Here is a 20,745-nt window from a genome sequence, read left to right on the forward strand (position 1 = left end):
TGACCCCGCCCGCGCGTCTTTTAAAGTAACCACCACACAACCCTGGGGGATCACACGATGCTGCGACACGTTTTTGCCGCCGCAGCCCTGCTGCTGACGGCCGGCCATGCAACGGCGCAATGCGTCGGCACCAGCTATTTCGACATGCTGACCAAGGACCAGCGCCTGCAACTAGATCAGGCCACCGCCGATCTGCCCTATGCGAACGGGCTGATCTGGGATGCCACGCGCGACGGCAAGGCCATCACCTTGGTCGGCACGATGCATATCTATGACGTACGCCTTGACCCGATCTTTGACATGATCGCGGATGATGTGCTGGCCGCGGATATCGTCCTTCTCGAAGCCACCCCCGACGACCAGCGCGCGCTCGAAGCGATGCTGGCCACCGAGCCTGACATGTTCCTGATCACAGACGGGCCGACCCTGCCCGACCTGCTGGACGCCGACACTTGGGCGACCCTGTCCAGTGCCGCCAGCGACCGGGGCGTGCCGGGGTTCATGGTGGCACAGATGCAGCCTTGGTATCTGTCGCTGCTGCTGGCTATCCCGCCCTGCGCGATGATGGATCTGGCAAAAGGCATGGCAGGGCTGGACGGCATGATCAGCGATCTGGCCAGCGCAAACGACATTCCGATGCAGTCGCTGGAATCCTTCACCACCCTGTTCGAGGTTTTCCAGACCGGCACCATGGACGACCAGATCGACATGCTGCGCCTCGGCCTTGTCAGTCCGGACATCCAACAACAAATGTTCGTCGCCATGCTGGACAGCTATTTCAGCAATGATGTCGGGCGGTTGTGGGAAATGTCGCGCCTTGCGGTCGCCGACACGCCGGGGCTTGACCCTGCAACTGGCGCCGCGATCTTTGCCGAGATGGAGGATATGCTGCTGATCCAGCGCAACCGCAACTGGATGCCGGTGATCGCGGATGCGATAGCCGAGACTGACACCATCGTCGCAGCCTTTGGGGCTGCGCATCTGATCGGCGATTTCGGCGTGCTGCAATTGCTGGAAAACGATGGCTGGGATCTGGTCAGGCGCTACTGACCGGATCATCCAGTTCATCGCCATAATCGGCCAGACCCTTGCGCCCCGCTGGCGTCAGGTCGAACACGCCGCGCGCCACGCGGTCAAACCAGCCGTAATGATTGTCGGCCATGATCCGTGTGGCCTGCGGCACCTCGGCCCAGGTCTTGACCTTGGCCCCCTGTGACGGGCCATGCACCGCCAGAAACCGCGCACAACGCAAAGCATCCTGCCGGTATCCGGTGACAAGGCCATGGCGCGTGGCACCGCCTGCGTTCGGATCGCCCTGCAAGCGGTCGAAGGCCCGCAACAGGCGCGCGCGCTTGGGCTTTGACAGACGCGCGGCATAGGGGCCGGGGTCGGCCAGCACCTCGACGAAACCGTCGCGCAGGCGCACCGTCATCACCCCAAACCCGATCCGGCGCGCCAGTTTGACATTCGCCGCCAGCGCCTTGGCCTGCCCGCCGGCGGGCACCGCCACATAAACCAGATCGGTCAGCGCCAGCCTGTCCACTGCCTGATGGAACAGCCCCAGCGTGAAACCGCGCTTCAATTCAACAATCAGCAGATCATCGCCGCGCCGCGCCACGATATCGGCAGCCCCCACCTCGCCTTTGACGTCATAGCCGCGCGCTTGCAGATAGGCTTTGACGGGGGGGTAAAGATCGGCCTCTCGCGGGGCGGTGGGGGACATGGCGGGCACCTGCACAACTGTCATCAAAGGCTCCTATAACAAGGATTGCATGGGGTGACACTGCCTGCCGTCGCTTCTATATACGGGCTAAATCCGCATCCTATGAAAGTTCTGTTCATGACAACGCTCGTTTTTGGTCACAAATCCCCTGACACCGACAGCACCGGATCACCTCTGATCTGGGACTGGTTCCTGAACCATACCGGCATCAGCGCCAAGGCTGTCCTTCTCGGCACCCCCAATACCGAGGCTGCCTTTGTCGCCAAGCGCTGGGGTTTCGATCTGCCCGAGATCATCGCCGATGTGCAAGCGGGCCAGAAATGCGTGATCGTGGACACCAACAACCCCGCCGAATTGCCCGCCAACATCAATGCCGCCGATGTTGTGGCAATCATCGACCATCATAAACTGGTCGGGGGCTTGGAAACCAAGGCGCCGATCAATATCACGATCCGCCCGCTGGCCTGCACCGCGACGATCATGCACCAGATGATGGGCGATCACGCAGGCCATATGCCCGAAGGCGTCAAGGGGCTGATGCTGTCCTGCATCCTGTCGGACACGCTGGCCTTCCGGTCGCCCACGACGACGCCGGTGGACAAGGATCTGGCGGTACAACTGGCCACTGATCTGGGGATCGACCTGAACGGCTATGCTGATGAGATGTTCGCCGCCAAATCGGATGTGTCTGCCTTTTCCGACGCAGAATTGCTGCGCATGGATAGCAAGGAATACGCGGTCGCCGGCACCAAGTTCCGTGTCTCGGTGCTGGAAACCACATCGCCGCGCGTGCTGCTGGACCGCAAGGACAGCCTGATGGCCGCCATGCCCGGCGTGGCCACTGCCGATGGTGTCGATCAGGTGCTGTTGTTCATCGTCGATATCCTGAACGAAGAAGCCACCATGCTGGTCCCCAATGACCTGACCAAGACGCTGGCAGAAAAATCATTCGGCGCAACCGTGGACGGCGACACTGTCGTTCTGCCCGGCATCATGAGCCGTAAACTGCAGATCATTCCTGCCCTGACCCTGTAAAGGCCCGCCATGACCCGGATTATCGACAATTTCGCCGCAATCGCGGACCAATACGACGTGGCCTTTGTCGATCTCTGGGGATGCATGCACAACGGGATCAGCGCGTTTCCCGATGCGGTGGCTGCGATGCGCGCCTTTCGCGCGGGCGGCGGCAAGGTCGTGCTGGTCACCAATTCGCCGCGCCCGTGGGAATCGGTGGCGCGGCAGATTTCCGCGATGGGCGTGTCCGAAGATTGCTGGGACGCCATCGCCACATCCGGTGACAGCGCGCGCGCGGCGATGTTCCGCGGGATCGTCGGGCAAAAGGTTTATTTCATGGGCGAAAGCCCGCGAGATGACGAATTTTTCACGCCGCTGCGGATTATCGACAATCCGGTGACGATTGAAACCGTCCCGCTTGATCAGGCCGAAGGCATCGTCTGCTGCGGCCCGTTCGATCCGTTGGCCGATATCGCTGTGAACCGCGCCGATTTTCTTTATGCCAAGACAAAGGGCCTGAAACTGCTCTGCGCCAATCCCGATATCGTCGTGGACAGGGGCGAGGTGCGCGAATGGTGCGCCGGCGCGCTGGCCGCGCTTTATACCGAAATGGGTGGCGAGAGCCTGTATTTCGGCAAGCCGCATCCGCCGATCTATGATCTGGCACGGCGCCGAATGGCCAAACTGGCCGACCTGCCCGCAGACCCGCGGATCATCGCCATCGGCGACGGTGTGCATACCGACATTCTGGGCGCGATGCAGGAAGAAATCGATTCGCTGTTCATCACCGGCGGTCTGGCGGCGCATGAAACCCGCACAACAACGCAGCCCGAACCAGAAGCTTTGGAGCGTTTTCTGGCAACAGCCCAAACATCCGCGACCTATTCCATCGGTTTCCTGCGCTAGGCCCCTTGATCTTTCTGCATTTGCAAAGTAATAAAGTTTCAATATACATCCGTTATGTGGCCTTTTGTTACCGAAGGACTGGGCATGTTGGACAACGCACCGCGCGGCACGATCTGCATCGAAGACATCGAAATCGGCATGATCCGGTCGTTGTCCAAGGTCATCACCGACCGTGATATCGCATTATTTGCCGAGGTATCGACCGACCGGAACCCTGTGCATCTGGACGAAGATTACGCCCAAGACACGATCTTTGGCGGGCGCATCGCGCATGGGATGCTGACGGCGGGGCTGGTGTCGGCCGTGATTGGTGAACAATTGCCCGGCCATGGCACGGTCTATCTGGGGCAAAGCCTGAAATTCCTTGCCCCCGTGCGCCCCGGTGATCTGGTCACGGCCGAGGTCGAGGTGACAGATATCGACCATTCCCGCCGCCGCGTGACGATGAACACGCGCTGCATCGTCAACAACAAAAAGGTGCTGACGGGGGATGCTACCGTGCTGGCACCGTCGCGCAAGTTCGACTGATCTTGCACGCCTGTGCCGGTCGGGATACGCAGCCTTATGCGTATCATCCGTGACAGCGTTTTTATTGATCCTGCCGACCGTGGTGCCGCCGCGGCCATTGGCAATTTTGACGGTGTGCATATCGGGCACCGTGCGGTGATCGATGTCGCCCGCGCTGCGGCTGATGCGGCCAAGGCGCCCTTGGGGATCATGACATTCGAGCCGCATCCGCGCAGCTATTTCGCCCGCGACACCGGCCCGTTCCGCCTGATGAATGCCGAAGCACGCGCCAACCGTCTGGCCAAACTGGGCATCGAAAAGCTGTATGAAGTGCCGTTCAACACTGCCCTTGCCAACCTGACGCCCCGCGATTTCGCGCAAAAGATCATCCGTGACCAGCTGGGGCTGGTCCATGTCGTTGTCGGTGCCGATTTCTGTTTCGGCAAGGACCGCAAAGGCACTGTCGCAGACCTGCAGGCCTTTGGCGCGGAAATGGGGTTTGGCGTGACCATCGCCCCGATCATCGCCATCGCGGGGGCGAATATTTCATCCACCGCGATCCGTGCGGCCTTGACCGATGCGCGCCCGCGCGATGCCGCCGCCATGCTGGGCCATTGGCACCGGATCGAAGGGGCAGTCATTCGTGGCGACCAGCGCGGGCGCGAATTGGGCTATCCCACTGCCAATATGTCGATCAGCGGACTACATCCGCCGAAATTCGGGGTCTATGCCGTCAAGATCGATGTGCTGGAAGGGGCGTTCAAAGGCACGTATTCCGGTGCCGCATCCATCGGCGTGCGCCCGATGTTCGGGGAAAACGTACCGAATTGCGAAACCTTCATCTTTGATTTCAAGGGCGATCTTTACGGCACGCATCTGTCGGTCGCCTTGGTCGATTTCCTGCGGCCGGAACTGAAATTCGACAGTCTTGACGCGCTGATCACCCAGATGGGCGCCGATTGCGCGCAGGCACGGGATATCCTGACCGATGTGCGCTGATATCGCCCGTACGGGTCTTGCCCCGCGGTTCTGGGCGAAAAAGCCGATGGACAAGCTGAACCGCGCGGAATGGGAGGCGCTTTGCGACGGCTGCGGCAAATGCTGCCTGAACAAGCTCGAAGACGAAGACACCGGCGAGGTCGCAATGACCCGCATCGCCTGCCGCCTGCTGGATAACGAAAGCTGCCTTTGCGCCAATTACGCGATCCGGCATCAATTCGTGCCGGAATGTATCGTGCTGACGCCCAAGACCTTGGCTGACAACATGTATTGGCTGCCGCAGACCTGTGCTTACCGCCTGGTCGCCGAAGGGCGCGATCTGTACGACTGGCATCCGCTGGTGTCGGGCGATCCGGGGTCTGTCCACCGTGCCGGCGTATCGGTGCAGGGCATGACCATCCCCGAATTCGAGGTCGATGAAGACGACTGGGAAGACCATATTATCGAGGAGCCGCTGTAGATGTTTTTCGCCTCTGACAACGCAGGCCCCGCGCATCCCAAGGTGATGGATGCCTTGGTCAAGGCCAACACCGGCTATGCCATGGGCTATGGCGCCGACCCGATCATGGCCGAGGTCCGCCAACAGATCCGCGATCTGTTCGAAGCGCCCGACGCGGCGGTCTATCTGGTGATCAACGGCACATCCGCCAATGCGCTGTTGCTGGCGACCATGTGCCAGCCGTGGCAGACGATTTTCTGCACCGATGTCGCGCATATCCACGAAGACGAATGCAACGCACCTGAATTCTACACGCAGGCCAAGCTGTCGCTGGTGCCTACCACGGCGGGCAAAATGACGGCGGACGCCCTGCGCACCAAGATCAAGGCCGAGGAAACGCGCGGCGTCCACGGACCCCAGCGGGGGCCTGTGTCGGTGACACAGGTGACGGAAAAAGGCACCGTTTACAGCTTGGATGAAATCAAGGCGCTGACCGATGTCGCGCGTGAATACGGCCTGCCCACCCATCTGGACGGCGCGCGTTTTGCCAATGCGCTGGTCGCCTTGGGCTGCACCCCTGCGGAAATGACGTGGAAAGCGGGCATTGACGCGGTCAGTTTTGGCGGCACCAAGAACGGCGCGTTGGGGGTCGAGGCTTGTGTCATCTTTGACCCCAAGCTTGCCTGGGAATTCGAGCTGCGCCGCAAGCGTGGCGGGCATTTGTTATCCAAGCACCGCTATCTGTCGGCACAGATGCAGGCCTATCTGGCGGATGGATTGTGGCTGGATATGGCGCGCGCGGCCAATGCGCGTTGCGTGCAACTGGCCGAAGGGCTGCGCCAGCACAACACCGCGCGGATGCTGTTCGACCCGGCCGCCAATATCATCTTTTTCGACATGCCCCGCCGCGATCATCAGCGGATGCTGGCGGCGGGCGCTGTCTATTACGTCATGTCGGGCGATCCCGACCATGGCGATCCCGATGAAATGCTGACCGCGCGTCTGGTCACCGACTGGTCCATGACGGCGGATGGTGTCAGCCGGTTCCTTGACCTGCTGCACGGATAAGGGCGGCCACATCGGCAGTATGGCTTAGCGGCAGCATATGCCCTGCCCCCGCCACGACATGATCCACCGCATCCGGCAGACGATCTGCCAAGGCTGCATGGATCGCGGCAATCACGGGCGGGCTGTCCGCCCCGCGGATCAGCGTCACCGGAACCGTCACCTGCGCGAGACAGGCTGCTGCAGTGATCCCCGCCGGATCATCCTCGATCGCGCGGCCGCTGGCCGTGACAAGATGGATACGGTCCATCAGATAGCCTTGGGTCCGTGGCGGCAGCACGTCCCAAGGCTGCGCACCCCAAACAGCGTTGAAACGGGCAGCCGCACAAGATTGATCGTCCGCAGCCATCGCCTCCAGAAACGGGCGAAACCCTGCGGCGTGATCGGCATGGGCGGGCGTGCCACGGGCAGCAGCGAAATAGACAGGTTCGATCAGGGTCAGGCGGCTGACCAGATCGGGCCGGTCCACCGCCAGCCGCAGGGCCACCGTCGCGCCAAAGGAATGACCGACCAGATGGGTCGGACCGTCGCAACAGGCGGCAGCCCAAGCCACGGCCTGCGCCTGATAATCCTGCGCACCATCCCAGTCAGGGCTGCGCCCATGGCCCGGCAAATCGAACAATGTGGCATGCCCGCCGATAGCAGCCGCCAGCGGCAACAGGCTTTCATGGCGCGCCAGCATGCAATGGACCATGACGACAGGTGCGCCATGGCCGACAATGGCCTTGTGCATCAGATCTTGCCAGACAGGTGCAGATCCAGATCGGTCAGGCGATCTTCGCCCCAGAAACGGGCGTCGGTATCGGTGATAAAGAACGGCGCGCCAAAGGCCCCCGCCAGCACCGCATGTTCAAGGTTCTGCGCATAGGTATCGGCGCTGGTCATCATGTCACGGTCCACAAGCGCGGGATCAAAGCCTTCGGCCTGCAGGCAATCGCGGATCACGTCGTCCTGGCTGATATCACGATCCTCGGCCCAACAGGCGCGGGTGATCGCATGCACCAAACCGCCGACATCGGCACCAGTATTTTGTGCGGCAATAATCGCAAAAGACGACGGCGCAGGGTTCGTAGGCCAGAACGCTGGTTTCACATTCAGCGGCAGACCCGCCACTTTGGCGCGGCGTTCAAGATCTTGCAGACGGTAGGCCTGCCTGTTCGGATGCCGATCCTTGGGCGGAACACCCCCCGTGCGCGCAAACAACGCCATGATATCCAGCGGTTTATACGTGATCGTCGCGCCATATTTGCGGGCAATCTCAGCGGGGCGCAGGCCGCACAGATAGGTATAAGGCGACATGGTGGCAAAGTAGCAGTCGATATGTGGCAATTTGGCTATCCTTGGCTAGCGGAATCTATGCGCGACGGTACGCCTGTGCTAGGCGGTGTCAACGCTCCGAATCGATGACGGACCAGTCTGCCCAGCTGCAAAAGGACCTTTCCCATGCCGATGATAATGGAACCCAAATTAATCAGCGGGAATGCGAACCTGCCGCTGGCCACCGCCATCGCCCGCCGGATGACGATGCACCGTGGCCGCGAGGTCAGTCTGGTCGACGCCCGTGTCGAACGGTTCAACGATGGCGAGATTTTCGTCGAAGTGTTCGAAAACGTCCGTGGCGAGGATATGTTCATCATCCAGCCGACATCGAACCCCGCCAATGACAATCTGATGGAACTGCTGATCATCGCCGATGCGCTGCGCCGGTCGTCCGCCGCGCGGATCACTGCCGTGATCCCCTATTTCGGCTATGCCCGCCAGGATCGTCGGTCCAAGGCGCGCACGCCGATCACCGCGAAGCTGGTGGCCAATATGCTGGTCGAGGCTGGTATCGAACGTATCCTGACCCTGGATTTGCATGCCACGCAGATTCAGGGTTTTTTCGATATTCCGGTCGATAACCTTTATGCATCGCCGATCTATGCGCTGGATGCCAAACACCATTTCCGCGATGTGATGGATGATGTGATGGTCGTGTCGCCCGATGTCGGCGGCGTGGCCCGCGCGCGCGATCTGGCGCAGCGGCTGGATGCGCCTTTGTCGATCGTGGACAAACGGCGCGGCAAACCCGGTGAAGTCGCCGAAATGACCGTGATCGGCGAAGTGAAAGACAAGGTCTGCGTCATCGTCGATGACATCGTCGATACCGCCGGCACCCTGTGCAAAGCCGCCGAAGTGCTGATGGACAACGGCGCGCGCGAAGTGCATTCCTATATCACGCATGGCGTGCTGTCCGGCCCTGCAGTAGACCGGATTTCCAAATCGGTGATGAAAACGCTGGTGATCACCGATACGATCGCCCCCAGCGCCGCCGTGCGCGCTTGCGCGAATATCCGCATCGTGCCGACCGCACCAATGTTCGCCCAAGCGATCCTGAACACGGCAAACGGCACATCTGTGTCGTCGCTATTCGATCACAAGACGCTTGGCCCGATCTACGAAGGGCTTTACGCCGCGGAATGACCCCAGACTGCCCCGCCGGACGGGGCAGTCGTTTTTATTCGGCCAGTCTTGGTGCCGCGCGGCCTGTCCTGCGCCACAGGGCCAGACCTGCCCAGATGAACAGGCCCTGTACAGCACAGCGGATCGTGGCGGCGACGGGTGGCGCAAAGACAGGGTCGGAGCGGATGAAATCCCACAGGTGCAGCGGCAGATACGCCGCGCACAGGGCGGCAAAGGCAAGGCCGCCCCAGCTGCGGCTGCGCGGCACCAAGGCCGCTATCCCGATCATGATCTGCACCGCGCCTGCCGCCAGAATGACCGGCACGGCTGGCAGAAACGACGGCACCAAGGCGGCAAACCCCTGCGGTGCTGCGAAATGCGCTACACCACCGCCGATCATCACCAACGCCACAACGCCGGTCAGCGCCCAATCTACCGCACGGCGGCGATTCAGGTGGCGGTCAACCATTTTGCACCTGCGTCGCAGCCACCGCGACATCTGTCCAGGCATCCCATTCAGCAAGCCTGTTTGCATAAACTGGGGCCACCATCATCGTTGGCACCACCCCAAGGAACAGGCGCAGTGGCGGCTGATCTGCGTCAGCCAGTTTCAGAATGGCAGGCCCGACCGCTGCGGGATCGCCGTACAGTTCGGGCGGCAACTGCTGTGCTGCAAGGGCGGCACGGACCGGATCATACTCGGCCATGGGTGTGGCATGCGTGGCTGACGCCCCCGCCCAATCCGTGGCATAGGGTCCGGGTTCGACCAAAGTGACCTTGATCCCATGGCCCGCGACCTCTTTGGCCAAGGCGTCGCTAAACCCTTCGACCGCCCATTTTGAGGCGTGATAGCCCCCAAGATTCGGGAAGGTGATCACACCGCCAACAGTCGACATCTGGATGATATGGCCAGCGCCTTGGGCGCGCAGCACCGGCAGGACAGCCTGTGTCATATGGAAAAGCCCAAAAAAATTGACCTCCATCTGGGCGCGCATTTCAGCCTCGGTCAGTTCTTCGATCATCCCGAACAGACCATAGCCCGCATTGTTGATGACCACGTCAAGCGATCCAAAGGCCGCGCAGGCCTGTTCCACGGCAGCAAAGCACGCCGCGCGATCCGTGACATCCAGCGGGATCGCCACCACTTGGTCGCCAAAGCGGGACCTTAGATCGTCAAGCGTATCAATGTTGCGCGCCGTCGCTGCGACACGGTCGCCCCGCTGCAAAGCCGCCTGCGCAAAAGCGCGGCCAAGCCCGCGGTTTGCACCTGTTATAAGCCAGGTTTTCATGGTTTACTCCTTCTTGATTACTATCTGAACAACGCTAAGATGGCACTAACAGGCAATTTGAACACTGCATAGATGGAAAATCCCGATACACCGGCCAAAAGCGGCTATCATCACGGCAATTTGAAAGAGGCGCTGATCGAAGCGGCTGACGCGATCATCCGTGAAAAGGGGGTCGAAGGCTTTTCTCTGCGCGAGGCGGCCCGCAGGGCGGGCGTGTCCATCGGCGCACCTGCGCATCATTTCGGGTCGGCCACCGGTCTTTTGACCGAAGTGGCATTGTTGGGCTATGGTAGCCTTGGCGCAGCACTGAACGCGGTGACGACCAGCGACAACGCGGGTGCTGATTTGCAGCGGCTTGCGCTGGCCTATGTGCGGTTCGCGCTGGCCTATCCGGGGCGGTTTCGGCTGATGTTCCGGCCTGATCTGGTCAACCGCGACGACCCGCGTTACGCGCAGGCCAGCACGCAGGCATTGTCAGATTTTGCAAAGACCATCGCACGGCGTGACCCGACAGCAGACCGGATGGCACAGATTTTCATCGTCTGGTCGTCGATCCATGGCATTGCGAGTCTCGCGCTCGACGGAAAGGCAAAATACCTTTTCGATGGCGTCACGCCGGATGATTTTGCAGCCGATATCCTGCCAAATTTGTTGGCAACGGCGTGGCCGTTCGGTGGCAATGACGCGGCCTAGAAATTTCAGCCCTGCGCGAAACGCAAAAGGCCCCGCAATGCGGGGCCTTTGTTTTTGGAATTGCGGGGTTCAGACCCGGGTGGTCAGACCGATGGCAGCACCGATGGCCACAGTGTCGGACAGCGCCTTGGCCGCATCGACCGCCTTGCCATCGTCGCCTGTTGCATCGGCCCGCGCAGCTTTCAGCGCCGCTTCAGCATCTGCGACCATCTGGTCATAGATGCCTTGGGTCACTTCACCCTTTGGCAGGGCCTGTTCGGCCAGCACCGACACGGATTCCGCGCTGATTTCGGCAAAACCGCCGGAGACGACATATTCGTCCGCGCCGCCATCATGCACCACCACCAAGACGCCGGGGCGCAGGGTGGTGATCGTTGGCAGATGGTTGGCCATCGCGGTCATGTCGCCTTCCGTTGCGGGAATGCGTACCTCGCTCGCCGCGACAGAGGCCAGACGGCGCTCTGGCGAGACGAGATCGAATTGTACATTTGCCATATCGGCAGCTCCTTATGCGGCGGCGGCGGCCATTTTTTCGGCTTTGGCTTTCACGTCTTCAATGCCGCCGACCATGTAGAACGCACCTTCGGGGAAGTGATCGTATTCACCAGCAACCACGGCCTTGAACGATGCAATCGTGTCTTCCAGCGGCACCTGCACACCGGGCGAACCGGTGAACACCTGCGCCACGTCAAACGGCTGCGACAGGAAGCGTTCGATCTTACGCGCGCGGGCCACGGTCAGCTTATCCTCTTCGGACAATTCGTCCATCCCGAGGATGGCGATGATGTCCTGAAGCGACTTGTAACGCTGCAACATGTTCTGCACATCGGCTGCCACTTTGTAATGCTCTTCGCCCACAATCGCAGGGTCCAGCAGGCGCGATGTGGAATCCAGCGGGTCAACGGCGGGATAAATCCCTTTTTCCGAAATCGCACGGTTCAGAACGGTGGTCGCATCAAGGTGCGCAAACGAGGTCGCAGGCGCAGGGTCGGTCAAGTCATCTGCAGGCACATAGATCGCCTGCACCGATGTGATCGAACCGGATTTGGTCGATGTGATGCGTTCCTGCATCTGGCCCATGTCGGTGGCCAGTGTTGGCTGATAGCCCACGGCAGACGGGATACGGCCCAACAGCGCGGACACTTCGGAACCGGCCTGCGTAAAGCGGAAGATGTTGTCGACAAAGAACAACACGTCAGAGCCAGACTGATCGCGGAAGGATTCCGCCATGGTCAGACCGGACAGCGCGACGCGCATACGCGCACCTGGTGGTTCGTTCATCTGGCCATAGACCAGCGCCACTTTGGATTTTGTCAGGTCGTCAATGTTGATAACGCCGGATTCGATGAATTCGTAGTAAAGGTCGTTGCCTTCACGGGTCCGTTCACCCACGCCCGCGAACACGGAATAACCCGAATGCACCTTGGCGATGTTGTTGATCAGTTCCTGGATCAAAACGGTCTTGCCCACGCCGGCACCGCCGAACAGGCCGATCTTGCCGCCCTTGGCGTAAGGTGCCAGCAGGTCGATGACCTTGATCCCGGTGACCAGCACTTCGGAGGCTGTGGATTGGGCCTCAAATGGTGGCGCATCGGCGTGGATCGAGCGGCGCTCGGTCTCGCCAATCGGGCCTTTTTCGTCGATCGGGGCGCCGACCACGTTCATGATGCGGCCAAGGGTGGCGTCGCCCACAGGCACGGTGATCGTGTTGTCTTGGTCAATCACTTCCTGACCGCGGACCAGACCTTCGGTGCTGTCCATGGCGATGGCACGGATAGTGTTTTCACCAAGGTGCTGCGCCACTTCCAACACCAGTTCCTTGCCGTTGTTGTCAGTGATCAGGGCGTTCAGAATCGCGGGCAGGTGGTCGGTGAACTGCACGTCAACGACAGCGCCGATGACCTGCGTGATCTTGCCTTTTGCATTTGCCATAGTGGTTTTCTCCGGGGTCTAGAGCGCTTCCGCGCCCGAAATGATTTCAATCAGCTCGTTCGTAATGACGGCCTGACGTGAACGGTTGTACTGGATGGTCAGCTTGTCGATCATCTCGCCTGCGTTGCGGGTCGCGTTGTCCATGGCGGACATCCGCGCGCCCTGTTCGGACGCGGCATTTTCCAGCAGCGCGCTGAAAATAGCCGTGGCCACGCCGCGCGGCAACAGATCGGCAAGGATTTCCTCTTCACCGGGTTCGTAGTCGTACAAGGTCACATCCGCATCAGCCGCCTGTTCGAACTTAGCAGGGATAATCTGCTGCGCCGTCGGGTGCTGCGTGACGACGTTTTCGAACCGCGCGAAAAAGATCGTCGCGATGTCGTATTCGCCACCGTCGAAACGGGCCAGCACGTCGCGCGCGATGTCCTGCGCGTTGACGTAACCCACACGCTTGACCGCGGACAGGTCGATGTGACCGACAGCATAGCTGCCGAATTCCCGCTTGAGCGCATCGCGGCCTTTCTTGCCGACCGTCAGGATCTTGACGGTCTTGCCTTGGGCCAGCAATTTTTGCGCATGGACTTTCGCCAGCTTGGTGATGTTGCTGTTGAAACCACCGCAAAGACCGCGTTCGGCAGTCATCACGATCAGCAGATGCACCTGATCGCCGCCGGTTCCCGACAGCAATTTCGGCGCGCTATCCGACCCGCCCACCGATGCCGCAAGCTGCGCCATCACGGCGGTGAACCGTTCGGTATAAGGGCGCGACGCCTCGGCCGCATCTTGGGCGCGGCGCAGTTTTGCTGCCGCGACCATTTGCATGGCCTTGGTGATCTTGCGGGTCGATTTGACCGACGCAATCCGGTTCTTGAGATCCTTAAGATTAGGCACGTTTTCGTCTCCTTATCTCAGGGATTACGCGAAGTCGGCGGCGTATGCGTCCAGAGCGGCCTTGATCTTGGCTTCTGCGTCACCTTTGATCTTAGGATCTTCTTTGGTGATCATGTCCAGCACGTCCTTGCCGGTGGTCCGCAGGTATTTCAGCAGACCAGCCTCGAACCGGCCAACATCCTTGACAGAGATCTTGTCCAGATAACCCTTGGTGCCAGCATAGATCACGCAAACGATTTCCGCATTGGTCAGCGGCGAATATTGCGGCTGCTTCATCAATTCGGTCAAGCGCGCGCCACGGTTCAGCAATTGCTGGGTCGCGGCATCCAGATCGGAGCCGAACTGCGCAAAGGCCGCCATTTCGCGGTATTGTGCCAATTCCAGTTTGACCGGACCTGCGACAGATTTCATCGCATTGGTCTGGGCGCTGGACCCAACGCGTGACACCGACAGACCGGTGTTCACAGCAGGGCGGATACCTTGATAGAACAATTCGGTTTCAAGGAAGATCTGACCGTCGGTGATCGAAATCACGTTGGTTGGAATAAACGCCGAAACGTCGCCGCCTTGGGTTTCGATGATCGGCAGCGCGGTCAAAGACCCTGCGCCGTTGTCTTCGTTCAGCTTCGCGGACCGTTCCAGCAGACGTGAGTGCAGATAGAACACGTCACCTGGATAAGCTTCACGTCCTGGTGGGCGACGCAGCAGCAGCGACATCTGGCGATAGGACACGGCCTGCTTGGACAAATCATCATAGATGATCAGCGCATGACGGCCATTGTCGCGGAAATGTTCGGCCATTGCGGTGGCGGCATAGGGTGCCAGAAACTGCATTGGCGCGGGGTCGGATGCGGTGGCCGCGACGACGATCGTGTATTCGATGGCGCCGGATTCTTCGAGCTTTTTCACCAGCTGCGCCACGGTGGACCGTTTCTGGCCGATGGCGACATAAACGCAATACAGCTTGTCATATTCGTTGGTGGCAGCGTCGTTATACGATTTCTGGTTCAGGATCGTATCCAGCGCCACGGCGGTTTTGCCTGTCTGGCGGTCACCAATGATCAATTCGCGCTGGCCACGGCCAATCGGGATCATCGCGTCAACCGATTTCAGACCTGTCGCCATCGGCTCATGCACCGATTTGCGCGGGATGATGCCGGGGGCCTTGCTGTCTGCAACGGCGCGCTTGGTCGTCTTGATCGGGCCCTTGCCATCCAGCGGATTGCCCAGACCGTCCACGACGCGACCCAAAAGTTCATCACCAATCGGAACGTCCACGATGGATTTGGTCCGCTTGACGACATCGCCTTCCTTGATCTCGCGGTCGGACCCGAAGATCACGACACCGACGTTGTCGGTTTCAAGGTTCAAAGCCATCCCGCGGATACCGCCGGGGAATTCGACCATTTCACCGGCCTGCACATTGTCCAGCCCGTAGACGCGGGCAATGCCGTCGCCCACGCTCAGCACACGGCCAACTTCGGCCACTTCGGCATCTTGACCGAAGTTCTTGATCTGGTCCTTCAGGATCGCAGAGATTTCCGACGCTTGGATCGCCATTATCCGACCTCTTTCATGGTGTTCTGGAGTGCATTGAGCTTGGCGGCGATCGACGTGTCGATCATCCGAGAGCCCATTTTTACGATAAGACCGCCAATGATACTTTCATCGACGGTTTGCTTGATGGTGACGGTTTTGCCGACTTGGCCCGAAAGCGTTTTGGCAAGCTTGTCGCTCTGCGCTTTTGTCAGGGACTTTGCAGTCGTGACTTCGGCAGTCATTTCGCCGCGCTCGTCGGCCAGACGGTCCTGAAGGACAGCCAGCATATGCGGCAGCACGAACAACCGCCGCTTGGCCACCAAAAGCGACAACACATTACTGACAGTCGTCGACAGGCCCATCTTTTTCGCGATGGCTGTCACGGCTGCGCCCTGTTCGTCGCGGTTATACAGCGGCGATGTCAGCAATGTCGTGAAATCTGCACTGTCAGCGATGGCGGCCTGCAATGCCGCGACATCCGTTTCCAATGCCTTGATGTCCTTGCCTTCCTTGGCAAGGTCAAACACAGCCGTCGCATAGCGCGCGGCGATGCCCGTGGAGATACCAGCAGTTTCGGACACGTCCACCCTTCCGATGTCTTGGCCCAGCTTTACGACGACCCGAAAAAGGACAGCAAAGGGGCGGCTTATTAAGCCTTCGTTCACACGAAAGCGTCAAAATCTTGCGCGATGTAGCAGACGTCCTACGGTGTCGCAAGCGCCATGCGACCAGAATCGGGTTGTGAAGCCCCGATATGGACCGCATGACGCAGACGGGGCGCGGTTTGCCCACGTTTCTGTCATTTTTCTGATAAATTCACTGCAAAAACCCAAAGACCGGACCGTCGTCGATCCTGCCTTTGTCGCGTCCCGCCATGCGATCTGTTCAAAACAGATCGTGCCAGGTGGTCCCGTCATAGCAACGCAGCTTTGCAGTTGCAGAATCAAAATAGATATCACCCGCACCAGAGGTTGCAGGCACACCGCTTGGCGCAATCTGAAGAACATCTGCCAGCTGCACGCGCCCCGTAGCAGCCGCAATCGTGATCGCAGCTCGCCATGTTGTCCCGTCGGGCGATACCTTGATGCTGAAATCGTCATTGCCCGCTAGCCCCAGTTCAGCCCGCCCGCCATAGCCGGTCTGGAACAGCACCGCCCCGGTATCGGCAGCGGTCGCCTTGTTGATCTTGATCTGATGGCCCGCACCTTCGTTGTCGAACAGGGCCGCAGGCGCGCGCAGGCTCAGCCGGTTGACCGGATCAGCCGTACTGTTGATCCCGATGCCGGGCAGGTTTTGCAAATCACCCTGCGCGGTCCACACCCCGCCAGACCATATATGCAAGGCCGCCGCATCACCAACCCAAGCGACCCAGCCGTCCTGCGGCGCAACAAACAGCCACCCCCCGCCCCGCCATGTCGCAATCATGCCGTCCTGCCCTGCCCAATCGCCCGTGGCGCCGGGTGGCACCGCCCAGGCCTGCCCGTCTTGCGGGGTTGCAGGCGGCGTGACCTGCGATACCGACACCAGCGCCAGTTGCACGATCAGATCCAGCAGTTCGATCGCCTCGTTATGGGTGACATGCTTTTGCGCCTGCGCAGGCAGGATGAACGGCAAGGACAGGCGGGGGGATTGGTCGGACATCGAACAGCACCTTTCAGGATGGGGATGCCGCAATTTATACCCGAATGTTTAAATCCCCCCTGCACCACCGTTGCGACGTTAATCAATCCTTAAGCCTGATTGGCCACAAGGTGGTTAACTGAACCTTGCAACAGGACAGGCTGATGGCGAAACGCGCGCTGATCACCGGCGTTACCGGGCAAGACGGGTCCTATCTTGCGGAATTCCTGCTGGCCAAAGGATACGAGGTGCACGGGATCAAGCGCCGCGCCTCCAGCCTCAATACCGCGCGGGTCGATCATATCTATCAGGACCCGCAGACCGACAATCCCCGTTTCGTGCTGCATTACGGCGATCTGACCGATGCATCCAACCTGACGCGGATCATCGCACAGGTGCAACCGGACGAGGTGTATAACCTTGGCGCGCAATCCCATGTCGCGGTCAGTTTCGAAGCCCCCGAATATACTGCCGATGTGGATGCGCTAGGCACGCTGCGTCTGCTCGAGGCGATCCGTTTTCTGGGGCTGGAACGCAAAACGCGGTTCTATCAGGCGTCCACCTCGGAACTTTACGGGCAGGTCACGCAATCGCCCCAGACCGAAACAACGCCGTTTCATCCGCGCAGCCCGTATGGTGTGGCGAAACTTTATGCCTATTGGATCTGCGTCAACTACCGCGAGGCTTATGGCCTGCATGCCTGCAACGGCATCCTGTTCAACCACGAAAGCCCAAGGCGCGGCGAAACCTTTGTCACCCGCAAGATCACGCGCGGGCTGGCCAATATCGCGCTGGGGCTGGAAAACTGCCTTTATATGGGCAATATCGACGCTTTGCGCGACTGGGGCCATGCCAAGGATTATGTCCGCATGCAGTGGATGATGCTGCAACAGGACCAGCCCGAGGATTACGTCATCGCCAGCGGCGTGCAACATTCGGTGCGCGATTTCATCCGCTGGTCTGCGGCGGAACTGGGGCTTGATCTGGATTTCACCGGCACGGGGCGCGCCGAAACCGCCGTAGTGACCGCCGTGCGCAGCGATCTGGCGCCAAAGGTCCGCGTCGGTGATACGATCATGCGGATCGACCCGCGCTATTACCGCCCCGCCGAGGTGGAAAGCCTGCTGGGCGATCCGTCCAAGGCGCGCAAACAGCTGGGCTGGACGCCGCAGATCAGCGCGCGGCAGATGTGCGCCGAAATGGTCGCCGAAGATTACCGCGCCGCCCGCCGACAGGCCGTGTTGCGTGATTGCGGGCTGGACCTGCCGATGGCGATGCAGGGCTAGGCGGATGCGCATCTATATCGCGGGTCACACCGGCATGGTCGGCAGCGCGATCCTGCGGCATCTGGCGATGACCGGCGGGCATGATCTGATCACGACGGACAGACAGCAGCTGGACCTGACCGACCAACGCGCCGTGCGCGATTTCATGCAGGCCCAGCGCCCCGATGCCGTGGTGCTGGCCGCCGCCCGTGTCGGCGGGATCATGGCGAATGCGACCTATCCCGCGGATTTCATCCACGATAACCTGATGATCGCGGCCAATGTGATCCATGCCGCCCATGGCGCGGGCGTCCGGCGCCTGTTGCAACTGGGATCATCGTGTATCTATCCGCGCGATGCGCCACAGCCGATCACCGAAGATGCCTTGCTGACCGGCCCGCTGGAACCCACCAACGCCCCCTATGCCATCGCCAAGATCGCCGCGATCAAACTATGCGAAAGCTATAACCGGCAGCATGGCACCGATTACCGGTCAATCATGCCGACAAACCTGTATGGCCCGGGCGATAATTTTCACCCCGACAATGCGCATGTCCTGCCTGCCCTTCTGGCGCGGTTCCATGACGCGGTGCAAAGCGGGGCAGACCACGTGACGATCTGGGGCAGCGGCACGCCACGGCGCGAATTCCTGCATGTCGATGATCTGGCCGCCGCCGCCGTCTTTGTGATGGGGCTGGATGCCACCATTCTGGCCACCGAAACGCAACCCATGCAAAGCCATCTGAACATCGGGTGGGGGACGGATATCAGCATTATTGATCTGGCACGGATGATCGCCGATGTGACAGGCTTCACCGGCCAGATCGTCTGCGACACGACCAAGCCGGACGGCACGCCGCGCAAATTGCTGGATTGTGCGCGGATGCAACGTCTGGGCTGGGTGCCAAAGATCAGCTTGCAACAGGGCTTGCACACAACCTACGGTTGGGTTTTACGCCAGCATCACGCAGGTGTTGCGCTGAGGTCGTCATAAGGCAGGGTATGTCAACGATTACACCGGTTATCCTGTGCGGCGGTGCCGGCACGCGGCTTTGGCCCTTGTCGCGCCAAAGCTATCCCAAGCAGTTTTCGCCACTGGCAGGCGCAGACAGCCTGTTTCAGGCCAGCCTGACGCGCCTGACCGGCGATGGTTTTGCCGCGCCCGTGGTCGTGACAGCAGACCAGTTCAGGTTCATCGCGGTGCAGCAGATGCATGCGCTGGGGATCACGCCGCAGGCCGTGCTGATCGAACCCACAGGGCGCGATACCGGCCCCGCCGTTCTGGCCGCCGCATTGCATCTGGCGCAAAGCGATCCTGACGCGCTGATGCTGGTGGCCCCGTCCGACCATGTGATCCCCGATGCAGCCCTGTTCGCGCAGACCGTGCAGGCCGCCGTGCCAGCGGCGCAAGGCGGGCAGATCGTGGCCTTTGGCATCACGCCGGATCGGGCGGAAACCGGATACGGTTATCTGGAACTTGGCGGGCCTTTGCAGGACGGCGCAGGCATCGCACCGCTGATCGGCTTTGTCGAAAAACCGGATGCCGCCCGCGCCGCCGCAATGCTGGCCGAAGGGCGGTATCTGTGGAACGCGGGTCTGTTTTTATTCACCGTCAAGGATATTCTGGTCGCCTATGCACTGCATGCGCCGGATATGGTCGAGGCGGTACAAACGGCGGTGGATGATGCGCGCCATGATCTGGGCTTTCTGCGGCTGGCATCCGATGCATGGGACCGCGCGCCCGCGATCTCGATTGATTACGCGGTCATGGAACAGGCCGATAATCTGAGCGTGGCCCCATATGCTGGTCGTTGGTCGGACCTGGGCGATTGGGCGGCGGTCTGGCGCGAAACCGAAAATGACGGGCTGGCGCTGTCCGGCCCCGCCTATGCGATTGATTGCGCAGACACGCTGCTGCGGTCCGAAAACGACGGGCAGGTGATCATGGGCATCGGGTTGCAGGACATCATCGCCGTTGCGATGCCCGACGCCGTGCTGATCGCCCATAAAAGCCGCGCGCAGGACGTCAAACAGGCAGTGGCGCTGCTAAAAGCCCAAGGCGCAGGTCAGGCCGACACCTTTCCCAAGGATCACCGCCCTTGGGGCTGGTTCGAAAGCCTTACCATCGGTGATCGGTTTCAGGTCAAGCGGATCGTCGTCCATGCCGGCGGCGCGCTGTCGCTGCAATCGCACCACCACCGGGCCGAACATTGGATCGTGGTGCAAGGCACGGCGCGTGTCACTTGCGATGGCAATGTGACGCTGCTGACCGAAAATGAATCGGTCTACATCCCGCTGGGCGCAACGCACCGGCTGGAAAATCCCGGTAAGGTGCCGGTGGTCCTGATCGAAGTACAGACCGGCAGCTATCTGGGCGAGGATGACATTATCCGCTATGAAGACATCTATGCCCGCGACTAG

At 60.6% G+C, this 20,745-nt stretch carries 23 protein-coding genes; 12 read left to right on the forward strand and 11 right to left on the reverse strand.

Annotation, left to right across the window (positions count from 1 at the left end):
* The first annotated feature begins 57 nt into the window (after positions 1-57).
* Positions 58-1,050 carry a TraB/GumN family protein gene (locus ACPF9B_RS12570; protein WP_424177771.1) on the forward strand — a complete coding sequence of 331 codons (993 nt, stop codon included), beginning with the start codon at positions 58-60 and terminating at the stop codon, positions 1,048-1,050.
* Here the strand turns inward: ACPF9B_RS12570 and ACPF9B_RS12575 are convergent.
* Positions 1,037-1,747, reverse strand: a complete 711-nt coding sequence (locus tag ACPF9B_RS12575) for a DUF2161 domain-containing phosphodiesterase (protein WP_424177773.1) — start codon at positions 1,745-1,747, stop codon at positions 1,037-1,039. The two genes, ACPF9B_RS12570 and ACPF9B_RS12575, sit on opposite strands and share 14 nt — an antisense overlap.
* A gap of 93 nt (positions 1,748-1,840) precedes the next feature.
* Here ACPF9B_RS12575 and ACPF9B_RS12580 point away from each other — a divergent pair, with 93 nt between their 5' ends.
* The 6 genes from ACPF9B_RS12580 to ACPF9B_RS12605 all read left to right on the forward strand — a co-directional run bounded on the left by ACPF9B_RS12580 (position 1,841) and on the right by ACPF9B_RS12605 (position 6,656).
* The gene (locus tag ACPF9B_RS12580; RefSeq protein WP_040483305.1) at positions 1,841-2,758 is read left to right on the forward strand and encodes a manganese-dependent inorganic pyrophosphatase; all 918 of its coding nucleotides are present in this window, start codon (positions 1,841-1,843) and stop codon (positions 2,756-2,758) included.
* A 9-nt stretch (positions 2,759-2,767) separates the two neighbouring features.
* Positions 2,768-3,643, forward strand: a complete 876-nt coding sequence (locus ACPF9B_RS12585; RefSeq protein ID WP_424177775.1) for a TIGR01459 family HAD-type hydrolase — start codon at positions 2,768-2,770, stop codon at positions 3,641-3,643.
* Positions 3,644-3,727: 84 nt separating this feature from the next.
* A complete protein-coding gene (locus tag ACPF9B_RS12590; RefSeq protein ID WP_040483304.1) occupies positions 3,728-4,171 on the forward strand; it encodes a MaoC family dehydratase in 444 nt (147 codons plus the stop codon).
* Positions 4,172-4,207: 36 nt separating this feature from the next.
* Positions 4,208-5,149: a bifunctional riboflavin kinase/FAD synthetase gene (locus tag ACPF9B_RS12595; protein ID WP_424177777.1), complete on the forward strand. Its 942-nt coding sequence runs from the start codon at positions 4,208-4,210 to the stop codon at positions 5,147-5,149.
* Complete coding sequence (locus ACPF9B_RS12600; RefSeq protein WP_007206518.1) at positions 5,139-5,609, forward strand: YcgN family cysteine cluster protein; 471 nt, start codon at positions 5,139-5,141, stop codon at positions 5,607-5,609. The genes ACPF9B_RS12595 and ACPF9B_RS12600 overlap by 11 nt, the downstream gene beginning before the upstream one ends.
* Positions 5,610-6,656, forward strand: a complete 1,047-nt coding sequence (locus ACPF9B_RS12605; protein WP_424177780.1) for a threonine aldolase family protein — start codon at positions 5,610-5,612, stop codon at positions 6,654-6,656.
* On the opposite strand, the gene ACPF9B_RS12610 is transcribed toward ACPF9B_RS12605, so the two are convergent.
* Both ACPF9B_RS12610 and ACPF9B_RS12615 read right to left on the reverse strand, forming a co-directional pair.
* Positions 6,625-7,386 (reverse strand): alpha/beta fold hydrolase, encoded by a 762-nt coding sequence (locus ACPF9B_RS12610; protein ID WP_424177782.1) that lies wholly within the window; start codon positions 7,384-7,386, stop codon positions 6,625-6,627. The genes ACPF9B_RS12605 and ACPF9B_RS12610 overlap by 32 nt on opposite strands.
* On the reverse strand, positions 7,386-7,982 hold the full coding sequence (locus ACPF9B_RS12615; RefSeq protein ID WP_424177784.1) for a 2-hydroxychromene-2-carboxylate isomerase: 597 nt from the start codon (positions 7,980-7,982) through the stop codon (positions 7,386-7,388). The genes ACPF9B_RS12610 and ACPF9B_RS12615 overlap by 1 nt, the downstream gene beginning before the upstream one ends.
* A gap of 114 nt (positions 7,983-8,096) precedes the next feature.
* On the opposite strand from ACPF9B_RS12615, the gene ACPF9B_RS12620 reads away from it, so the two are divergent.
* On the forward strand, positions 8,097-9,116 hold the full coding sequence (locus ACPF9B_RS12620; RefSeq protein ID WP_040482973.1) for a ribose-phosphate pyrophosphokinase: 1,020 nt from the start codon (positions 8,097-8,099) through the stop codon (positions 9,114-9,116).
* A 34-nt stretch (positions 9,117-9,150) separates the two neighbouring features.
* Here ACPF9B_RS12620 and ACPF9B_RS12625 read toward each other — a convergent pair whose 3' ends face one another.
* Entirely contained in the window at positions 9,151-9,564 is a 414-nt protein-coding gene (locus tag ACPF9B_RS12625) for a hypothetical protein (RefSeq protein ID WP_424177786.1), read from the reverse strand.
* Positions 9,557-10,384 (reverse strand): SDR family NAD(P)-dependent oxidoreductase, encoded by an 828-nt coding sequence (locus ACPF9B_RS12630; RefSeq protein ID WP_424177788.1) that lies wholly within the window; start codon positions 10,382-10,384, stop codon positions 9,557-9,559. The genes ACPF9B_RS12625 and ACPF9B_RS12630 overlap by 8 nt, the downstream gene beginning before the upstream one ends.
* Before the next feature lie 72 nt (positions 10,385-10,456).
* Between ACPF9B_RS12630 and ACPF9B_RS12635 the strand changes: the two genes are divergently transcribed.
* Positions 10,457-11,077: a TetR/AcrR family transcriptional regulator gene (locus ACPF9B_RS12635; protein WP_424177790.1), complete on the forward strand. Its 621-nt coding sequence runs from the start codon at positions 10,457-10,459 to the stop codon at positions 11,075-11,077.
* A gap of 69 nt (positions 11,078-11,146) precedes the next feature.
* On the opposite strand, the gene ACPF9B_RS12640 is transcribed toward ACPF9B_RS12635, so the two are convergent.
* The 6 genes from ACPF9B_RS12640 to ACPF9B_RS12665 all read right to left on the reverse strand — a co-directional run bounded on the left by ACPF9B_RS12640 (position 11,147) and on the right by ACPF9B_RS12665 (position 17,080).
* Complete coding sequence (locus tag ACPF9B_RS12640) at positions 11,147-11,572, reverse strand: F0F1 ATP synthase subunit epsilon (RefSeq protein ID WP_007206510.1); 426 nt, start codon at positions 11,570-11,572, stop codon at positions 11,147-11,149.
* A gap of 12 nt (positions 11,573-11,584) precedes the next feature.
* Complete coding sequence (gene atpD / locus ACPF9B_RS12645) at positions 11,585-13,009, reverse strand: F0F1 ATP synthase subunit beta (protein ID WP_007206509.1); 1,425 nt, start codon at positions 13,007-13,009, stop codon at positions 11,585-11,587.
* A gap of 18 nt (positions 13,010-13,027) precedes the next feature.
* Positions 13,028-13,900 carry a F0F1 ATP synthase subunit gamma gene (locus ACPF9B_RS12650; RefSeq protein ID WP_007206508.1) on the reverse strand — a complete coding sequence of 291 codons (873 nt, stop codon included), beginning with the start codon at positions 13,898-13,900 and terminating at the stop codon, positions 13,028-13,030.
* Between the two features lie 24 nt (positions 13,901-13,924).
* The gene (atpA, locus tag ACPF9B_RS12655; RefSeq protein ID WP_007206507.1) at positions 13,925-15,460 is read right to left on the reverse strand and encodes a F0F1 ATP synthase subunit alpha; all 1,536 of its coding nucleotides are present in this window, start codon (positions 15,458-15,460) and stop codon (positions 13,925-13,927) included.
* The gene (locus ACPF9B_RS12660; RefSeq protein ID WP_207327944.1) at positions 15,460-16,020 is read right to left on the reverse strand and encodes a F0F1 ATP synthase subunit delta; all 561 of its coding nucleotides are present in this window, start codon (positions 16,018-16,020) and stop codon (positions 15,460-15,462) included. Before ACPF9B_RS12660 ends, atpA begins: the two co-directional genes overlap by 1 nt.
* A gap of 304 nt (positions 16,021-16,324) precedes the next feature.
* Positions 16,325-17,080, reverse strand: a complete 756-nt coding sequence (locus ACPF9B_RS12665; protein ID WP_424177794.1) for a DUF2793 domain-containing protein — start codon at positions 17,078-17,080, stop codon at positions 16,325-16,327.
* Positions 17,081-17,223: 143 nt separating this feature from the next.
* On the opposite strand from ACPF9B_RS12665, the gene gmd reads away from it, so the two are divergent.
* The 3 genes from gmd to ACPF9B_RS12680 are packed head-to-tail and all read left to right on the forward strand — an operon-like array spanning position 17,224 to position 20,745.
* Positions 17,224-18,345, forward strand: coding sequence for a GDP-mannose 4,6-dehydratase (gene gmd / locus ACPF9B_RS12670; RefSeq protein ID WP_424177796.1), 1,122 nt, complete (start codon positions 17,224-17,226; stop codon positions 18,343-18,345).
* A gap of 4 nt (positions 18,346-18,349) precedes the next feature.
* A complete protein-coding gene (locus ACPF9B_RS12675; protein ID WP_424177798.1) occupies positions 18,350-19,318 on the forward strand; it encodes a GDP-L-fucose synthase family protein in 969 nt (322 codons plus the stop codon).
* Positions 19,319-19,326: 8 nt separating this feature from the next.
* Positions 19,327-20,745 carry a mannose-1-phosphate guanylyltransferase/mannose-6-phosphate isomerase gene (locus tag ACPF9B_RS12680; RefSeq protein WP_424177800.1) on the forward strand — a complete coding sequence of 473 codons (1,419 nt, stop codon included), beginning with the start codon at positions 19,327-19,329 and terminating at the stop codon, positions 20,743-20,745.

Source organism: Yoonia sp. TsM2_T14_4, from assembly GCF_049602355.1.
GTDB lineage: Bacteria > Pseudomonadota > Alphaproteobacteria > Rhodobacterales > Rhodobacteraceae > Yoonia > Yoonia vestfoldensis_A.